We start from the raw sequence: 18,207 nt of genomic DNA, 5'->3' as shown, positions 1-18,207 counted from the left end.
ACATTCCCGAACCTCGGATTTGGAAGTTGAGATGCATGCCTGTGCCATATCAATGGCCAAACCCCGCCATTGCGGCTCCGTTAGAATGCAGGGCGGAACCCAATTACCCATAAAAAAAGCCCCGCAAATCGCGGGGCTTTCCATCTCTTGGAACAAGATCCGCTTACTGCGGGATCGTGCCCTCGATGCCTTCAACATAGAAGTTCATGCCAGCCAGCGTGCCGTCATCAGCGGTCGCACCCTCGGCCAGAAAGACGCTGCCGTCCTGCTTGTTCAGCGGGCCGGTGAACGCGTGATAAGACCCATCGGCCAAGGCCGCCTTCAGCGCCAGTGCCTCTTCCTTGACCTTGGCAGGTACCGCATCGGAAATCTCGCCGATGCCAACCATGCCAGCGCCGATGCCATCCCATGTGTCTTTGCTTTCCCATGTGCCATCCATCACGGCCTTGGTCCGCGCAATGTAGTAGGGTGCCCAGTCATCAATGATCGAGGACACACGCGGATGCGGTGCATATTGCGCCATGTCAGAGGCCTGACCAAAGGTGATCACATTGCCCGCTTCTTGCGCGGCGGCCTGCGGCGCGGTGGAATCGGTGTGCTGCAAGATCACGTCAGCGCCTTGTTCGATCAGAACCTTGGCCGCGTCCGCTTCTTTGGCCGGATCAAACCATGTGTAGGCCCAAACGATCTTGAATTGCACATCCGGGTTCACCTTGCGGGCATGGATAAAGGCGGAGTTGATGCCGCGGATCACTTCGGGGATCGGATAAGACCCGATATATCCGATGATGTTGCTCTCGGTCATGGACCCGGCAATATGGCCCTGAATGGCGCGGCCTTCATAGAAACGCGCCGAATAGGTCGATACGTTGTCCGCCCGCTTGTAGCCGGTCGCGTGCTCGAACTTCACATTCGGGAATTTCTTGGCGACATTGATTGTCGGATCCATATAGCCGAAAGACGTGGTGAAAATCAGATCCGCACCGTCCAGCGCCATCTGCGTCATCACCCGCTCGGAATCCGGACCCTCGGCCACGTTCTCAACGAACACGGTCTCAACCTTGTCGCCAAATTCTTCTTCAACGGCCAAACGGCCCTTGTTGTGTTCATATGTCCAGCCGCCATCGCCAACCGGTCCAACATAGACAAAACCAACCTTGGTCTTGTCGTCAGCCGCCGCCGCCGTGGCCAGCCCCAGCGCAAGCGCCGCGCTTGTCAAAAGTGCAGAGAGTTTCATTCAGGGTTCCCCATTGATTTGGCCCCGGATGATCCGGGGCAGTGGTCTGATTTGGCCTCTAATGCGAGGCATGGAAGGTGCGGCCAAGCGAGGCCGGAGCCGCCGATTTGTCCGCCGACAGGATCACCAACACGATGATCGTGATAACATAAGGCGACATTGCCAGATACTCGACAGGAATGGCAACGCCTGCGCCCTGCAAGTTCAGCTGTAATTGCGTGATGCCGCCAAAAAGATAAGCACCCAGCAACAGCCGCCAGGGCTTCCAGCTGGCAAACACAACCAGCGCGAGCGCGATCCAGCCGACACCGGCGGTCATGCCTTCGGTCCATTGCGGCACGCGGATCAGGCTGATGTAGGCCCCGCCGATCCCCGCACAGGCCCCGCCAAACATGATCGCCAGGGTGCGAATGCGCACCACCTTGTAGCCCAGGGCATGCGCCGCATCATGGCTCTCGCCCACCGCCCGCAGGATCAGCCCGGCACGGGTGAATTTCAACACTGCCCAGACGCCGGCGACCAGAGCAATGCCCAGATAAAGAATAATATCATGGGTGAACAGGATCGGACCGATCACCGGAATATCCGCCAATGGGCCAAAGTTGATATCGCCCAGCCGTGGCGGTTTGATCCCGACGTAAGATTGCCCCAAAAGGGCCGAAAGCCCCAGCCCGAACAGCGTCAGCGCCAGACCAGAGGCGACCTGATTGGCCAGGGTGATCTGCGTCAGGAACGCGAAAAGCAAGCTCAGCGCCGCACCGCCCACCGCCGCCGCCACAAAGCCCAGCATCGGCGATCCGGTTTCAACTGCCGTTGCAAAGCCGCAGATCGCCCCGGTGATCATCATCCCCTCAACCCCAAGGTTCAGAACCCCGGATTTTTCGACAACGAGTTCGCCAATGGCCGCAAAGATCAACGGCGTAGCCGCCACAAGGAAACCGGCGATAAACAGGATTGGGTTGATTGCTGAAAGGTCCATCACGCCACCTCCGCCCGGCCAAAGCGCAGCCGGTAATTTGTGAACATATCAAGCGCCAGCAGGAAAAACAGCAGCATCCCCTGGAACACCTGAATGGCGGCGGCAGGCAGGCCCAGCTGGCTTTGTGCGATGTCCCCGCCGATATAGGTCAGCGCCATCAACAGCCCCGCCAGCAAAATGCCAATGGGATGCAGTCGGCCCAGAAAGGCCACGATGATCGCGGTAAAGCCATAGCTATCGTTAAAATCAATTGTCACCTGACCAGCCGGACCGGAAACCTCGAACAGCCCCGCCAACCCGGCCAGCAGCCCCGACATGCCCATGCAGAACAACACCAGTCGCGTCGGGTTCACCCCTGAAAACTTCGCCGCACGCGGTGCTTCGCCGGTCACACGAATGGCAAAGCCAAGGCGATGCTTGCTCAGCAACACATAGGCAAAGATCACCGCGATCATCGCCGCAACAACCCCCCAATGCATGCCCGTGCCTTCGATCAGATCACCGTTAAAGGCGCTCTCGTATTGTTGCAGGTTGCGCGATCCGGGAAAGCCGAAGCCTTCGGGGTTTTTCAGCAATCCCAATGACATGGAGGCCAAAAACTGCTCCGCCACATAGACCAGCATCAAGGACACCAGAATCTCGTTCGTGCCAAAGCGGACTTTCAGAAACGCCGGGATCATCGCCCAGATCCAGCCACCAAAGGCCCCCGCCATCACCATCAACGGAAAAACATACCAGGCCTCAAGCGGATAAAACGCCAGCCCCATGCCGGCACCAAACAGCGCGCCCATGATGTATTGCCCTTCGGCCCCGATGTTCCAGATCCCCGCCTTGAACCCAAGGCTCAGCCCGATCGCAATCAGCACCAGCGGCGCCCCTTTGATCAACAGTTGCGGACGATAGTAAAACGCAAATTCACCAAAGAGCGGCTCCCAGAAGATCGTCTGGATCGAGGTCAACGGATCTTTGCCAAGCGCCATAAACAACAGCCCGCCAAACACCATCGTCGCCAGAACCGCCAACAATGGCGTTGCCAGCGAAAATGCACGGCTTGGTTCTGGTCGCTTTTCCAACCGGATCATGCGCGGCCCCCTGCTTCATTTGGCAAGAAAAACTCCTGCGCTGCGTGATCAAACATGCGCCACCTCCATGCCATGCGCCCCGCCCATCATCAGGCCAATCTCGTCCACCGTCAGATCATGTGCGGGCCGCGGCGGCGACAACCGCCCCTCATTCAGCGCGGCAAAGCGATCCGAGATTTCCATCAACTCGTCCAGATCCTGGCTGATCACCACCAGCGCGGTGCCATTCTCGGCCAGATCCAGCAGCGCCTGCCGGATCGACGCGGCGGCAGAGGCATCCACCCCCCATGTCGGCTGATTCACCACCAACAGTTCAGGGCGTTGCAAGACCTCCCGGCCAATGACAAATTTCTGCAAGTTCCCGCCCGACAGTGACCGTGCCGCATTGCCGGGGCCGGGGGTGCGCACGTCAAACTGCGCTATGATCTTTTCGGCAAATGCCTTGGCAGCCCCCCAATTGAGGAAACCACCCTTTTCCAGCCCCTCACGGGCCGCACCCGTCAGCATGGCATTTTCCGTCAGCGACATATCGGGCGCTGCGGCGTGGCCAAGCCGTTCTTCGGGCGCGGTCAAAATCCCCATGGCCCGGCGCGGGTTTGGCCCAAGCAGACCCACCTCGCGCCCCTGAAACAGGATCATCCCGGGCGTGGTCAGCATCTCGCCCGACAGCGCTGCCAGCAATTCGTCCTGCCCGTTGCCCGCAACCCCGCCAATGCCCAGAACCTCGCCGCGCCGCACCTCGACCGAAATGTCGCGCAGCGGCATGCCAAAGGCGCTGGGCGATTTGGCCGACAAGCCTTTCAGTTCCAGAACCACCTCGCCGGGGGTCTTGCCCGCCCGTGTCGGGGTTTGCAAAACCGTGCCCACCATCATCTCGGCCATATCGCGGGCCGAGGTTTCGGCAGGCGTGCATTCGCCCACCACCTTGCCCAACCGCAAGATTGTCGCGCTATCACACAGGGCGCGGATCTCTTCCAGTTTATGCGAAATATACAGGATAGCGGTGCCTTCGGCGCTGAGCTTGCGCAGGGTTTTAAACAGGATTTCAACCTCTTGCGGGGTCAAAACGCTGGTTGGTTCATCCATGATCAACAGCTTGGGCTCCTGCAGCAGACAGCGAATGATCTCCACCCGCTGCCGTTCCCCCGCAGACAAATCGCCCACCACACGGTCGGGCGACAGCGGCAAACCATAGGTATCTGACACATCGCGGATCTGTTGGCTCAGCGCATTCAGCTTGGGCGCATTTTCCATGCCAAGTGCGATGTTCTCCGCCACGGTCAGTGCGTCAAACAGCGAGAAATGCTGGAACACCATGCCAACGCCAGCCGCCCGCGCGGCACGCGGCTCTGCCGGGGCAAAGGCCTCTCCATTCATCTGCATGTTGCCCGCGTCGGGTTTGACCAGACCATAGATCATCTTGACCAGCGTCGATTTCCCCGCGCCGTTTTCCCCCAACAGCGCGTGCACCTCACCCGGCATGATCGCCAGGGACACGCTGTCGTTGGCGACGACGCCCGGATATGCCTTGGTCAATCCAGAGAGATCAAGAAGGGGCGTGTCGGTCATGAAAGGCTCACTTTCCGGGGCGTTGAAACAGGCGCTAGCATATGCGCCGCGATGCTTAGCGCAATGGCCTGCGGGTGTTTTCCAAAGGCAGGATCGCCAATCGGACAAGCAATGCGGGAAATCTGGGCGGGGGCGTGGCCCAGTGCCGCAAGCCGTTTGCGAAACCGCGCCCATTTGGTCGCGGAACCAATCAATCCGGCATGACCAAAATCGCGGCGCAGCAGATGATGACACAGCTCCAGATCATAATCATGCTCTGGCGTCATGATGTAATGCGCCGCATCGGGCGCGGCCTTGGCCATCACCTCGGTCGGCATGGCCGCATCACTGCGCACGCCCTGTGGCACATCCGCCAACAGCTCCAGCCGCAGGTCCGTCACCACGACATCGAATTGCGGCAGTGGGGCCAAGACCGCAGCCAAGGCTTTGCCCACATGCCCCGCGCCATAGATCACCACCTGTTGTTGCGGCTGCCACAATGCCTCGGCCAACCACCCGTTTTGATAGGTCAGGGGCAGGGGCGCTGGGCCAGCCGCCGCACGGGCCAGTTTCCGGTGCAGCTTTTCAGGGATCACCGCCTCCGCCTCCGGTGCCACCGCCCGTACATGGATCGCCGGATAATCGCTGCGCCAACCGGCCAGCGCGCCAGCATCAAACACTTCTGTCACCACGCTGACGGCACCGCCGCAGCATTGGTTCAGCGCCGGACCCAGCGCCGCCCGCCGCAAATGCAATGTCTCATAACCCGCCAACATCTTGCGGGCCTGTTCCATACATTGCAGCTCAAGCTGCCCGCCGCCAATCGTGCCGGAACTGCCGCCATCCCAGACCAGCATCGCGGTTCCCGCCTGCCTGGGGGCGGACCCCTGCACCTGCGCCAGAACGATCCGCGCCACTTTGCCGTGGTGTTGCGCCGCTTGGGTCAGAGCCGCCAGATCAAACATCAACCGCGCGCCTTCTGAATGGCCCGCAACACCCCTTCAGCGGTCGCAGGCGCTTGCAGATCGCCATAGGCGGGACCGCAAGCCGATACAGCATCGCTCAGCGCCATAAAGGCCGAAATGCCCAACATGAACGGCGGCTCGCCCACCGCCTTGGACCGGTAAATCGTCTGCGCCGGGTTCGGCTCATCCCAAAGTGCCACGTTGAACACATCGGGCCGGTCCGAACAGGCCGGGATCTTGTAGGTCGATGGCGCATGGGTGCGCAGGCTGCCCTTGTCGTCCCAAACCAATTCCTCGGTGGTCAGCCAGCCCGCGCCCTGCACATAACCGCCCTCGACCTGCCCGATGTCCAGCGCCGGGTTCAACGACGCCCCCGCATCATGCAGGATGTCGGTGCGCAAAATCCGGTTTTCGCCGGTCAGCGTGTCAATCACCACCTCCGTGCAGGCCGCGCCATAGGCGAAATAGAAAAACGGCCTGCCGCGCCCAGCGATCCGGTCCCATTCGATATCCGGCGTTTTGTAAAATCCGGTCGAGGACAGGCTGATCCGGTTTTCATAGGCCGAGGCCGCAGCGGCGGCAAAGCTGATACGTTCTGCACCTGCCTGTACCATGCCACCCTCAAATCTGACGTCACTCGCGTCGCAGCCATACCGCTCCGCCAGATGCGCGGCGATCCTGCCTCGAATGGTATCGCAAGCGTTCTGCACCGCCATCCCGTTCAAGTCCGATCCCGACGAGGCCGCCGTGGCCGAGGTGTTGGGCACTTTGCCCGTATCGGTCGCAGTGATCTTGACCGTTTCCAACGGCACGCCAAACCGGCTGGCCGCGACCTGCGCGATTTTCTGAAACAGACCTTGGCCCATCTCGGTGCCGCCATGGTTCAGGTGGATCGATCCGTCCTGATAGACATGCACCAATGCGCCCGCTTGGTTGAGATGGGTCAGCGTAAATGAAATGCCAAACTTCACCGGCGTTATGGCGATGCCACGTTTCAACACGGGTTGATCGTCATTCCATGCCGCAATCGCGGCGCGGCGGGCGGCGTAATCGGCACTGTGGGCAAGCCGGTCGGTGAGGGCGTTGATGATGCAATCCGTAACCGGCTGATGATAGGGCGTGGTCTGGGCCTCGCTTTGCGGGGCAGGCACGTCCGTTGATGCCTGCGGCGCCCCGCGCGAGGCCAGATCGCCCGTACCGTCCGGCACGTCACGCCCGTCTATCGGCGCACCCGCGGATGCCTCTTGCCGGCTGTCGGCATAATAATTCGCCCGCCGCACCGCCAATGGATCAAGGCCCAGCACTTGCGCCAGATGATCCATGACCTTTTCAATGCCCAGCACCCCCTGCGGCCCACCAAAGCCGCGATAGGCCGTGGCCGATTGCGTGTTGGTGCGCAGCCGGTGCGAGGTGATGCGCACATGCTCCAGATGATAGGCGTTGTCGGCATGCAGCATCGCGCGGTCCGCCACCGGCAGGCTCAGATCCATCGCCCAGCCACAGCGGGTGTAATGGGTAAACTCAATCGCCCGAATGCGCCCATCGGCGTCATGGCCCACGGTATAATCAATGCGGAAATCATGGCGTTTGCCGGTGATGATCATATCGTCATCGCGGTCATAGCGCATCTTGCAGCAGCGCCCGGTCTCCATCGCCGCCACCGCGCAGGCCACCGCCAGCGCGTTGCCCTGGCTTTCCTTGCCGCCAAAGCCGCCGCCCATCCGGCGGGTTTCCACCCGCACCGCATGCATGGGCTGGCCGATGGCATGGGCCACCTTGTGCTGGATCTCCGTCGGGTGCTGGGTGGAGCTGTGCACCACCATGTCGCCATTGTCCTGCGGCAAGGCCAATGCGGCCTGGCCCTCCAGATAGAAATGTTCCTGCCCGCCCATCTCGATGCGGCCGCTCAGGCGCAGCGGTGCATCCTCCAGCGCGGCATCCGGTTCACCCTTTTGATAGATACGCGGCCCGTCTTCAAACCGCGCATCGGCGGCCAGCGCCGCTTCGATGGTGAGAATGGGCGTGTCTTCGGCAATCTCGATCCGGCCCAGCTTGGCCGCCTTGCGGGCCGCCAGATGCGAGGTGGCAATGACCAGAAAGATCGGCTGCCCGGCATAATGCACAGTGCCTTCCGCCAACAGCGGCTCATCATGGTTGGAGGGGGAGACATCGCAATCATGCGCCAGATCGTCCGCCGTCAAAACCCGCACCACACCGGGCGCGTCTGCCACGGCGCTGAGGTCCATCGCGGTGATCCTGCCCGCCGCGACAGTGCTGAGGCCAAAGGCCAGATGCAATGTGCCCTGCGGCGTGGGAATGTCATCGACATATCGCGCCGCGCCCGTCACATGCAGGCGGGCGGCGTCATGGGGCAGGGGCTTGGCAACACTCATGCTGAAACCTCCTGCACGTTGGTTTGATGGCCCTGCATCTCATGCAGATACCGCAACAGCATGTTCTGCGCTGTTTGCAGTCGATAATCTGCACTGGCCCGCATGTCTGACAGGGGGGTGAAATCATCCGCCATCGCGGCCATCGCGGCCCGGATGGTGGCGTCGCTGAAGGGCTGCCCGATCATCGCCGCCTCTGCCGCCGCTGCCCGCATGGGAATGCCCGCCATCCCCCCATAGGCCAACCGCGCCGCGGTGATGGTGTCACCCTCACGGATCACCGACAAACAGCCGCACACTGCAGAGATATCCTGATCAAACCGTTTCGACAGCTTGTAACAGCGCAAGGTATCATCCTGTTTCGGCACGCTCACCGCCTCGACAAATTCGCCCGGCGCGCGGTCTTGCTTGCCATAGGCGACAAAGAAATCTTGCAGCGCGATCTCGCGCCGCGCATCGCCCTTGCGCAGATGCAGCCGTGCGCCCAGCGCGATCAGGGCGGGCGGGCCATCCCCGATGGGCGATCCGTTGGCAATGTTGCCACCAATCGTCGCGGCATTGCGCACTTGCACCGACCCGTACCGCCGGATCATCGCGGCAAAGCTGGGGTGATAGGGTTCAATCGCCGCCTCAACATCGGTCATCGTGGTCATCGCGCCAAAGCGGATTGTGTCCGACCCGTCCTCAACCCCGCGCAGATCGGCGCAGCGGCCCAGAAAGGCCACATCGCCCAGATCGCGGAACTGTTTTGTTACCCAAAGCCCCACATCCGTGGCCCCCGCCACCAGCGTCGCATCGGGATGCGCATCGTACCAGCTTGCCAATTCATCCGCGCTGGCAGGTTGCGCCACATTTGCGGCCAGCACATCCGCCGCCTCCACCGCCGCGGGTAAGCCGCTTCGCAAATTGCGCAGATGCACCGGCACTGGCGTGCCTTCGGTCGCCTCGGCGGCCCGAATGATCGGCGCATAACCGGTGCAGCGACAAAGGTTCCCCGCCAGTTGCACATCATGATCCCGCGCACCGTTCAGATGTGCCGTGGCCATCGACACCACAAACCCCGGCGTGCAAAATCCGCATTGGCTGCCGTGATGCGCGACCATGGCCTCTTGTGCGGGGTGCAGGCTTCCGTCCGGCGCCGCCAGACCTTCGATTGTTGTCACCCGCTTGCCGTTGATCTGCGGCATAAACAGGATGCAGCCGTTCAACGCGCGGCTTCCATCCTCATCGGTGATCATCACCGTGCAAGCCCCGCAATCGCCCTCGTTGCAGCCTTCCTTGGTGCCGGTCAGCCCACGCGCCTCGCGCAGCCAGTCCAGCAATGTTGTCGTCGGAGATACGCCAGTGAGCGACACAACCTCTTCGTTGAGAAGAAAAGTGATGTCCATGTGTTTGACCAGCCGCGGTACTAAAGGGCCCGAGGGTTGCGCGGCGTTCGATGCGGCGTAGAACGCGGCGCGGGCAATATCAGCACTCAGGCTAGTCGGGGGCAGGGCCACTTGGCAAGCATTTAACTGCGACTTTTGCGGCAACATCTGCAAATCGCTGTCAAGCAAACTCTGGCTCTGGTGATGGCCGGACGGCTGGCTTAACCTGCGTCCATGACCGACACACCCCGATTCATTCACCTGCGCACCCATTCCGAATATTCCCTGCTCGAAGGGGCGCTGCGGCTGAAAAAGCTGCCCGGCATGTGCCGCGATATGGGCATGCCCGCGATGGCCCTCACAGACACCAACAACATGTTCGCGGCGCTGGAATATTCCGTTGCCATGGCCGGTGCGGGTGTGCAGCCGATCATCGGCTGTCAGGTCGATCTGGCCTATGTAGAGGTGCAACCGGGCGAGCGGCCCCGCGATCCCGCTCCTGTGGTTCTTCTGGCCCAGACCGAGGCCGGTTACGAGAACCTGATGAAGCTGAACTCCTGTCTCTACATCGACAAGGGCGGTGCGCTCCCCGAGGTGACGCTGGACGAGTTGGAGACATTCAGCGCCGATGTGATCTGCCTCACGGGGGGGGCGGATGGCCCGGTGGGTCAACTGCTGCAAGGCGGCCAACGCCCTGCCGCCGAAGCGCTGATGGCGCGGCTGCACAAGGCCTTTGGAAACCGGCTGTATGTCGAGTTGCAGCGCCATCCGGGAGAGGACGGCCTGCCCGAAAACGAGCGCCTGACCGAACGCGGCTTTGTCGAAATGGCCTATGACATGGACATTCCGCTGGTCGCCACCAACGATGTCTATTTCCCCGACCCCAAGATGTACGAGGCGCACGACGCCCTGATCTGTATTTCCGAAGGGGCTTATGTGGATCAGCAAGATCCGCGCCGCCGCCTGACCGCGCAGCATTACTTCAAAACGCCCTCTGAAATGGCGACGCTCTTTGCCGATCTGCCCGAGGCACTGGCCAATACGGTCGAAATCGCAAAACGCTGCGCCTTCATGGCCTATCGCCGGGCGCCGATCCTGCCTAAATTTGCCGATGACGAGATCGAAGAGCTCAAGCGCCAGTCCCACGAAGGGCTCAAGGCGCGGCTGGCCGTCATCCCCCATGCCACCAGTGTCGAGGAATATGAAAAACGCCTCGATTTTGAGCTGGGCATCATCGAGGGCATGGGCTTTCCCGGCTATTTCCTGATCGTTGCGGATTTTATCAAATGGGCCAAGGATCACGACATTCCGGTGGGACCGGGGCGCGGCTCTGGTGCGGGTTCGCTGGTGGCCTATGCCCTGACCATCACGGATCTGGATCCGCTGCGCTATCAACTGCTGTTTGAACGGTTTCTCAATCCCGAACGGGTTTCGATGCCCGACTTCGATATCGACTTCTGCATGGACCGCCGCGAAGAGGTGATCCGCTATGTGCAGGAGAAATACGGCCGCGACAAGGTGGGCCAGATCATCACATTCGGTGCCCTCCTGTCCAAAGCCGCTGTGCGCGATATCGGGCGGGTGCTGCAAATGCCATATGGGCAGGTCGACCGCCTGTCCAAAATGATCCCGGTGGAGGGGGTCAAACCGGTCTCCATTGAAAAGGCACTGGCGGATGAGCCGCGCCTGCGCGAAGAGGCCAAAAACGAAGAGGTCGTCGCGCGGCTGCTCGAATATGGCCAACAGGTCGAAGGGCTGCTGCGCAACGCCTCGACCCATGCCGCCGGTGTGGTGATCGGGGACCGCCCCTTGGATGCGCTTGTCCCGCTTTACCAAGATCCGCGCTCTGATATGCCCGCAACCCAGTTCAACATGAAATGGGTGGAACAGGCCGGATTGGTCAAGTTCGACTTTCTTGGCCTGAAGACCCTAACCGTGATCCAGAACGCGGTGGACCAGATCAAAGCCTCCGGTCGGCATCTGCACATCGCGGCGGATGGCTCCGAACTGTTTGAGCCGCCCGAGGGGTTGATCGACGACATCGCCACCATCCCGCTGGATGACGAGGCGTCCTACAAACTCTACGCCAGCGCCAAAACCGTGGCCGTGTTCCAGGTGGAAAGCTCGGGGATGATGGATGCGCTCAAGCGTATGAAGCCCACCTGCATCGAGGACATCGTGGCGCTGGTGGCGCTCTACCGTCCCGGCCCGATGGAGAACATCCCAACCTATTGCGAGGTCAAGAACGGCAAGCGCGAGCGCGAATCCGTGCATCCGTCGATCGATCACATCCTGGAAGAAACCCAAGGCATCATCGTTTATCAGGAACAGGTGATGCAGATCGCGCAGGTCATGGCGGGCTATTCCCTTGGCGGTGCGGACCTGCTGCGCCGCGCGATGGGCAAAAAGATCGCCGAAGAGATGGCCAAGGAACGCCCCAAGTTCGAAAAGGGCGCGATGGAAAACGGCGTGGACAAGAAAAAAGCCGCCGAGGTTTTCGATCTTCTGGAAAAATTCGCCAACTACGGTTTCAACAAATCCCACGCTGCCGCCTATGCGGTGGTCAGCTATCAAACCGCCTGGCTCAAGGCCAATCACCCGGTCGAGTTTATGGCCGGCGTGATGAACTGCGATATCCACCTCACCGACAAACTGGCGATCTATTTCGAAGAGGTGCGCAAACGGCTCGAACTGCCTTGGGTGCCGCCCTGCGTGAACCGCTCCGATGCGACGTTCAAAGTGGTGGACGGGGCGCTGGTCTATGCGCTGGGCGCTTTGAAAAACGTCGGTGTCGAGGCGATGAAACTGATCACCGATGGCCGAACTGTCGACGGCGTGGACAAACCCTTTGCCACGCTCTTTGATCTCGCCCGCCGGGTTGACCTCAAACGGGTGGGCAAGCGGCCACTGGAAATGCTCGCTCGCTCCGGTGCCTTTGACCAGCTTGACCCAAACCGCCGCCGCGTGTTTCAGGCGCTTGATCCGCTGGTCAATTACTCCGCCGCGATCCACGAACAAAAAGCCTCCAATCAGGTCTCGCTGTTCGGGGAGGCGGGTGATGACCTGCCAGAACCGCGGATGCTGCCCTGCGATGATTGGCTGCCCGCCGAACGCCTGACCGAAGAGTTCAAGGCCGTGGGGTTCTACCTCTCCGGCCACCCGCTTGATGACTACATGGGCCCGCTGAAACGCAAGGGCGTGATGACATTGGACGAGGTCACCGCCAAGGCCGAAGGCGGCGCATTGGTCGCCAAGATCGCGGGCGTTGTCGCCGGACGGCAGGAACGCAAATCCGCCCGTGGCAACCGCTTTGCCTTTGCACAATTGTCCGACACCACGGGCGGTTACGAGGTCACGCTGTTCTCCGACACGCTTGAGGCCGCCCGCGAACACCTTGAAACCGGATCAAAAGTTGTGGTCACGGTCGAGGCCACGATGGAAAGTGACCAACTCAAGCTGTTGGGCCGGTCCGTCACCCCGATCGACGCCGCCGTTGCCGATGCCGGCAGCATGGGCCTGCGGGTTTTCATCGACGAACCTGCCGCCATTGCCGCCGTGGCAGGCGTGCTCGAAGGGGCACCCCAGGCGATACGCGGGCGTGGGCCGGTGCAACTGTGCCTGATGGACCCCAGCCTGCCCGGCGAGGTCGAGGTGGATCTGGGCCGCGAGTATCCGGTCACACCCCAGATTAAGGGCGCGATCCGGTCCTTGGGCGGGGTTCTTGAAGTGCAGGAAATCTAGAAATCCAGCCGGCTCTGTGGACGCGCGGCCCCCTTTGGTTTAGTTAACGCCGGTGCGGGAGGGGGGATCCATGCTGAAGAAACTGTGTCTTATGGCCCTGTTGGCCAGTGTTGCGGCCTGCGGTGATCCGCTGCGCAACATGGATCGGCTGTCGGACGTGGATCTGGCCGAAACCGAAGCCGTTGCACAGGCGCTCCCGACCGAAGAGGAAATCGCCCGCGAAGGCTTCCTCGGCACCGCAGCCGCGGATCCAGCCACCAACACCGCCGCCCAACTGCAGCCCGCCGAACCCGCGCCCGAAAAAACCGGCGGCTTTCTGGGATTGCTGCGCCGCGTGGTGCCAAACACCGAGGCCGCCCCGAAGGATGCCGCTGCCACCGCGCCCACGGTCCTGAACGCAGAGGCCGCGCCGCAACCCTCCGATACAGAAACGGCAGTGGTGCTGGATACAACCGCCGATGACCAACCCGCAGATGATCCCGTTCTCTTGGCCAGCCTGTCACCGGCGGAAGAAACCCCGCGCAAACGCCGGGGGCTCTTTGCCCGTGTGGCTGCCCCGCAAAAGGACAAACCGCGCACGGGCCCCGACGCGACAGACGTCCCCTATGGCACGGTCTTGCCCTACGGTGTCATCGCCCGTGTCTGCGAGGCCCGGCGCAAACCCTTGGGCCGCAAGGTGGAGAAAGCCAATGCGCGCGGATTTGCCCTGTTTGACAGCAACCCCGATTCCGCCGCGCCCCGCACCTTTTACCTCACCGGGTTTCCCGACGGTTGCCCGCGCCAGTTGACCGCCGCCAGCGTCCTTCTGGGGGCGCCCTCGTTGTATGAACAACTGCACTATGGCCCCGCGGGCAAACATCTGGCCTATGGCGCCACCGACAAAGCCTATGAAAAGGTCAAATCCCGCGTCTGCGGTGCCCGCAAAGGCAAACCCTGCGGCAGCAAAATCAGCCAGCTTGAGAAAACCACGTTCTTTGTGAACACCTATGAGCGGTTTGGCGGCAATGCCCGGTGGTCAGAACTGTTGATCCACGACGGTGAAGTGCTGGCCGCCTCGCTCAAAAGCAACGACTGACATAGCTCCGGAATTCTTAAAAATTCCGAACCGATTTCTTTAAAGAAATCGCCACCAACCGCAACATCTGCACCCGGACGTGCCCCGCATTCTTCAAAGAATGCGCAGCGATCCTTTCAAAAAGATCGCCGCCAGCCGATCAATAATGCGGCGGACGTTCATCGCCGATCACCACCGCACCGCCGCCCGAGGCTTCGCGCTCCCCCTCGCGCTGCATCAGCATATGCACACGGCGGTTCAACGTGGTGATCTCACCCTCTTGACGCGCCACGATCTCGGAAAGGTCATCCACCATCCGTGTCAGATGCGCGATCTGTTCTTCCAGCTTTTCCATGATAACTCTCCTTGTTGCCGCGCTGCCCTAACATGCCTTTCCCCGCGTGACAAAGGCCAGCCTGCATTCGGCCCTGCGACACCATTAACCCCGCCATTGCTTGCCCTCTGACAGGGGCTGGGGTAGATGCGGGACGCGCGAAATCACGCCTCAAGGAACATGATCCATGGCTAAACCCAAAAAGACCCCACGCCCCAAGGCAGAAACGCCCAAAGGGTTCCGCGACTATTTCGGCAGCGAAGTCACACATCGCGCTGAAATGCTGTCCAAGATTGCGGCGGTCTATCATCGGTACGGCTTTGACGCCTTGGAAAGCTCCGGCGTCGAAACGGTTGAGGCATTGGGCAAGTTTCTGCCCGACGTGGATCGCCCGAACGAGGGGGTTTTTGCTTGGCAGGAAGACGCGGATGCCGACAAGCCCGGCGATTGGCTGGCCCTGCGCTATGACCTCACTGCGCCGCTGGCCCGCGTCTATGCCCAGCACCAGAACGATCTGCCCAAACCCTATCGCCGCTATGCGATGGGTCCGGTCTGGCGCAACGAAAAACCGGGACCGGGGCGGTTCCGCCAGTTTTATCAATGTGATGCGGACACCGTTGGTGCACCTTCGGTGGCCGCCGATGCCGAGATCTGCGCGATGCTGGCCGATTGTCTTGAGGAAGTCGGGATCGAGCGTGGCGATTATGTGGTGCGCGTCAACAACCGTAAAGTGCTCAACGGCGTGATGGAAGTGGCAGGCCTTGCGGGCGATGACAAAGAGGCCGAACGCGGCATCGTGCTGCGCGCGATTGACAAGCTCGACCGGCTTGGCCCCGACGGCGTGCGTGCACTGCTGGGCGAGGGCCGCAAGGACGAGAGCGGCGATTTCACCAAGGGTGCAGGACTGGATGATGCGCAGGCCGAGGTGGTCATGGGTTTCATGGACGCCAAGCGGCCCACCGGAGCCGAGACAGTTGACCGCCTGCGTGAACTGGTCGAAGGATCCGCCATCGGGGCGCAAGGCGTCGATGAGTTGGAAATGATCGCCGATCTGCTGAGCGCAGGCGGCTACGGCCCCGACCGGATCGAGATTGACCCCTCCGTTGTGCGCGGCCTTGGCTATTACACCGGCCCCGTCTACGAGGCCGAATTGACCTTCGACATTCAGGATGAAAAGGGACGCACCCGCAACTTTGGCTCCGTCGCGGGGGGCGGGCGTTATGACGATCTGGTCAAACGCTTCACCGGTCAGGAAGTGCCTGCCACAGGCGTTTCCATCGGCGTGGACCGCCTGTTGGCCGCGCTGGATGCCAAGGGGCGTCTGGACAAAAAGGCAGATGGCCCGGTGGTTGTCACCGTGATGGATAAGGCCCGCATGGCCGATTATCAGACCATGGTGGCCGAGCTGCGGCAGGCGGGGATCCGCGCCGAGGTTTACCTTGGCAATCCCAAGAACTTCGGAAACCAGCTCAAATACGCCGACAAACGCGGCTCCCCAGTTGCGGTGATCGAAGGCGGGGACGAGCATGAAAAAGGCGTGGTGCAGATCAAGGATTTGATCCTTGGCGCCAAACTGGCCGAGAACGCCAGTCTGGAAGAATGGAAAGACCGCCCCAGCCAGTACGAAGTGCCGCGCGATCAACTGATTGCAAAGGTGCGCGAAATTCTGGATCTGCACAGCTGATGCCGACCCGTTCTGAAACACTGGCCTGCGCTGCGGGCCTGCGGGCGATGTTCGAGGCACAGGGCGCAGCTTTGGTTGAACCACCGATCCTGCAACCCGCCGATACCCTGCTGGAACTTTACGGCGAGGATATCCGCGCCCGCGCCTATGTGACCTCCGACGCCCTGCGGGGCGAGCAGATGCTGCGCCCCGACTTCACCGTGCCGGTGGTGCAAATGCACATGAGCGAAGGCGCAGAACCGGCCCGCTATACCTACGCGGGCGAAGTTTTCCGGCGGCAGGAACATGACCCCAGCCGCGCCAATGAATATATTCAGGTTGGGTACGAGGTCTTTGACCGCGCCGATCCGGCCGCTGCCGACGCGGAGGTTTTTGCCCTGATCGCGGAAGGGCTGAAAGGCCTGCCCGTGGCACCTGTCACGGGTGATATCGGCGTGCTGATGGCCGCGGTAGAGGGGCTGAATACCACCGCGCGGCGCAAACATGCCCTGATGCGGCACATCTGGCGGCCGCGCCGCTTTCGTGGATTGCTCGAACGGTTTGCAGGCCGCACGGCGGTGCCGCCCTCCCGCGCCGCGCTTCTGGCCGGAAAGGCCCCGAAAGGCGGGCCGCTTGTGGGGTTGCGCAGCGCCGCAGAGATTGACGCCCGCGTCGCCGCCCTGCGCGAGGACGCCGCCGCCCCTGCGATTTCAGCCCGCGATGTGGACCTGATCGAAGTGCTGCTTGAAGTGCGTGAAACCATGCCCAACGCCCTCAGCCGCCTGCATGATCTGGCGGTGGATCTGCCCTCCATCGCGCCGGCTGTGGCGCGGGTGGCTGCGCGGGAAAAGGCACTGCAGGCCCGCGGTGTGAACACCGGTGATCTGATCTTCGAGGCCAGCTATGGCCGCGCCTCGATGGAGTATTACGACGGCTTTGTCTTTGGGTTCCGCGCCGAGGCCCGACCCGATTTGCCCGCGATTGCCAGCGGCGGACGCTATGACGCGCTGACCCGGCAATTGGGGCAGGGCGACGAGATCCCCGCCGTCGGCGGCGTGATGCGCCCCGGATTGATGCTGCAACTGGAGGGCAAGGCATGACGCTGAAACTTGGCGTGCCGTCCAAGGGGCGGCTGATGGAAAAGACATTTGAATGGTTCGGTGCGCGCGGCATCACCCTGCAGCGCACCGGCAACGAACGGGAATATGCGGGCGCGGTTGACGGCATCGACAACGTCAGCCTGATTTTGCTGTCCGCCGGGGAAATCCCCCGCGAACTGGCCGCAGGGCGCATTCATCTGGGCGTGACCGGCACCGATCTGGTACGCGAAAAACTGGCGCTTTGGGACCAATTGGTCGAACCGATGGAGGAGCTGCAGTTTGGCCATGCCGATCTGATCATCGCGGTGCCGCAGGCATGGATTGATGTGGACACGCTGGATGATCTGGACGCCGCCGCGGCGGCCTTCCGCCAGCATCACGGGTTCAGGATGCGCATCGCTACCAAATATCACCGACTGGTGCGGGATTTCCTGCGCAGCGGCGGCGTGGCCGATTATGCACTGGTCGACAGCCAGGGCGCGACCGAAGGCACCGTGAAAAACGAAACCGCCGAGGCCGTGGCGGATATCACCTCAAGCGGCGAAACCCTGCGGGCCAACCATCTGAAAATCCTTAGCGATGGATTGGTCTTGCAGTCACAAGCCACCCTCTGGCGCAGCCGTGTGGCGGAGATGAGCGATCTCGATCGCAAAACCCTTGGCGAGATCAATCGCCGTTTGGGGTGAGGTGACGTTGAACCGGGGGCCAGCCCCCGGACCCCCGGAATATTTAGGGCCAAAAAGGGGG

The 18,207-nt window shown here is 61.7% G+C and carries 13 protein-coding genes; 5 read left to right on the top strand and 8 right to left on the bottom strand.

Going from position 1 to position 18,207, the window contains the following annotated elements:
* Positions 1 to 163: 163 nt before the first annotated feature.
* Genes K3754_RS15050 through xdhA form a run of 7 tightly spaced genes read right to left on the bottom strand, consistent with a single transcriptional unit; the run spans position 164 to position 9,589 of the window.
* A complete protein-coding gene (locus tag K3754_RS15050; RefSeq protein ID WP_259938309.1) occupies positions 164 to 1,237 on the bottom strand; it encodes a BMP family ABC transporter substrate-binding protein in 1,074 nt (357 codons plus the stop codon).
* Between the two features lie 58 nt (positions 1,238 to 1,295).
* Entirely contained in the window at positions 1,296 to 2,216 is a 921-nt protein-coding gene (locus tag K3754_RS15045; RefSeq protein WP_025046650.1) for an ABC transporter permease, read from the bottom strand.
* Positions 2,216 to 3,298: an ABC transporter permease gene (locus tag K3754_RS15040; protein WP_259938307.1), complete on the bottom strand. Its 1,083-nt coding sequence runs from the start codon at positions 3,296 to 3,298 to the stop codon at positions 2,216 to 2,218. Before K3754_RS15040 ends, K3754_RS15045 begins: the two co-directional genes overlap by 1 nt.
* A 48-nt stretch (positions 3,299 to 3,346) precedes the next feature.
* Complete coding sequence (locus K3754_RS15035; protein ID WP_259938306.1) at positions 3,347 to 4,867, bottom strand: ABC transporter ATP-binding protein; 1,521 nt, start codon at positions 4,865 to 4,867, stop codon at positions 3,347 to 3,349.
* On the bottom strand, positions 4,864 to 5,811 hold the full coding sequence (gene xdhC, locus K3754_RS15030) for a xanthine dehydrogenase accessory protein XdhC (RefSeq protein WP_311201429.1): 948 nt from the start codon (positions 5,809 to 5,811) through the stop codon (positions 4,864 to 4,866). Before xdhC ends, K3754_RS15035 begins: the two co-directional genes overlap by 4 nt.
* Complete coding sequence (xdhB, locus tag K3754_RS15025; protein ID WP_259938304.1) at positions 5,811 to 8,204, bottom strand: xanthine dehydrogenase molybdopterin binding subunit; 2,394 nt, start codon at positions 8,202 to 8,204, stop codon at positions 5,811 to 5,813. Before xdhB ends, xdhC begins: the two co-directional genes overlap by 1 nt.
* Positions 8,201 to 9,589 carry a xanthine dehydrogenase small subunit gene (gene xdhA, locus K3754_RS15020; protein ID WP_259938303.1) on the bottom strand — a complete coding sequence of 463 codons (1,389 nt, stop codon included), beginning with the start codon at positions 9,587 to 9,589 and terminating at the stop codon, positions 8,201 to 8,203. Before xdhA ends, xdhB begins: the two co-directional genes overlap by 4 nt.
* Before the next feature lie 213 nt (positions 9,590 to 9,802).
* Between xdhA and dnaE the strand changes: the two genes are divergently transcribed.
* Positions 9,803 to 13,309 (top strand): DNA polymerase III subunit alpha, encoded by a 3,507-nt coding sequence (gene dnaE / locus K3754_RS15015; protein ID WP_259938302.1) that lies wholly within the window; start codon positions 9,803 to 9,805, stop codon positions 13,307 to 13,309.
* A 70-nt stretch (positions 13,310 to 13,379) separates the two neighbouring features.
* Positions 13,380 to 14,384, top strand: coding sequence for a hypothetical protein (locus K3754_RS15010; RefSeq protein WP_259938301.1), 1,005 nt, complete (start codon positions 13,380 to 13,382; stop codon positions 14,382 to 14,384).
* Positions 14,385 to 14,523: 139 nt separating this feature from the next.
* Here the strand turns inward: K3754_RS15010 and K3754_RS15005 are convergent, their stop codons facing one another.
* Positions 14,524 to 14,718 carry a SlyX family protein gene (locus tag K3754_RS15005; protein ID WP_037908572.1) on the bottom strand — a complete coding sequence of 65 codons (195 nt, stop codon included), beginning with the start codon at positions 14,716 to 14,718 and terminating at the stop codon, positions 14,524 to 14,526.
* A 166-nt stretch (positions 14,719 to 14,884) separates the two neighbouring features.
* Here K3754_RS15005 and hisS point away from each other — a divergent pair, with 166 nt between their 5' ends.
* The 3 genes from hisS to hisG are packed head-to-tail and all read left to right on the top strand — an operon-like array spanning position 14,885 to position 18,146.
* A complete protein-coding gene (hisS, locus tag K3754_RS15000) occupies positions 14,885 to 16,381 on the top strand; it encodes a histidine--tRNA ligase (RefSeq protein ID WP_259938300.1) in 1,497 nt (498 codons plus the stop codon).
* Complete coding sequence (locus K3754_RS14995; protein ID WP_259938299.1) at positions 16,381 to 17,460, top strand: ATP phosphoribosyltransferase regulatory subunit; 1,080 nt, start codon at positions 16,381 to 16,383, stop codon at positions 17,458 to 17,460. Before hisS ends, K3754_RS14995 begins: the two co-directional genes overlap by 1 nt.
* Positions 17,457 to 18,146, top strand: coding sequence for an ATP phosphoribosyltransferase (gene hisG, locus K3754_RS14990; protein ID WP_203210335.1), 690 nt, complete (start codon positions 17,457 to 17,459; stop codon positions 18,144 to 18,146). The genes K3754_RS14995 and hisG overlap by 4 nt, the downstream gene beginning before the upstream one ends.
* The last annotated feature ends 61 nt before the right edge of the window (positions 18,147 to 18,207 follow it).

This window comes from Sulfitobacter sp. M368 (genome assembly GCF_025141875.1).
GTDB classification, from domain to species: Bacteria; Pseudomonadota; Alphaproteobacteria; order Rhodobacterales; family Rhodobacteraceae; genus Sulfitobacter; species Sulfitobacter mediterraneus_A.
Note: the sequence above shows the minus strand (reverse complement) of the source record. Positions and strands in the feature narration are given on the sequence as shown.

Bases quoted from the DNA above. Each gene is read 5' to 3' on its own strand.
- hisS (WP_259938300.1), top strand. From the start codon at position 14,885: ATGGCTAAACCCAAAAAGACCCCACGCCCCAAGGCAGAAACGCCCAAA.
- K3754_RS15045 (WP_025046650.1), bottom strand. From the start codon at position 2,216: ATGGACCTTTCAGCAATCAACCCAATCCTGTTTATCGCCGGTTTCCTT.
- K3754_RS15050 (WP_259938309.1), bottom strand. From the start codon at position 1,237: ATGAAACTCTCTGCACTTTTGACAAGCGCGGCGCTTGCGCTGGGGCTG.
- xdhB (WP_259938304.1), bottom strand. From the start codon at position 8,204: ATGAGTGTTGCCAAGCCCCTGCCCCATGACGCCGCCCGCCTGCATGTG.
- K3754_RS15035 (WP_259938306.1), bottom strand. From the start codon at position 4,867: ATGACCGACACGCCCCTTCTTGATCTCTCTGGATTGACCAAGGCATAT.
- K3754_RS15010 (WP_259938301.1), top strand. From the start codon at position 13,380: ATGCTGAAGAAACTGTGTCTTATGGCCCTGTTGGCCAGTGTTGCGGCC.
- K3754_RS14995 (WP_259938299.1), top strand. From the start codon at position 16,381: ATGCCGACCCGTTCTGAAACACTGGCCTGCGCTGCGGGCCTGCGGGCG.
- xdhA (WP_259938303.1), bottom strand. From the start codon at position 9,589: ATGGACATCACTTTTCTTCTCAACGAAGAGGTTGTGTCGCTCACTGGC.
- dnaE (WP_259938302.1), top strand. From the start codon at position 9,803: ATGACCGACACACCCCGATTCATTCACCTGCGCACCCATTCCGAATAT.
- K3754_RS15005 (WP_037908572.1), bottom strand. From the start codon at position 14,718: ATGGAAAAGCTGGAAGAACAGATCGCGCATCTGACACGGATGGTGGAT.
- K3754_RS15040 (WP_259938307.1), bottom strand. From the start codon at position 3,298: ATGATCCGGTTGGAAAAGCGACCAGAACCAAGCCGTGCATTTTCGCTG.
- hisG (WP_203210335.1), top strand. From the start codon at position 17,457: ATGACGCTGAAACTTGGCGTGCCGTCCAAGGGGCGGCTGATGGAAAAG.
- xdhC (WP_311201429.1), bottom strand. From the start codon at position 5,811: ATGTTTGATCTGGCGGCTCTGACCCAAGCGGCGCAACACCACGGCAAA.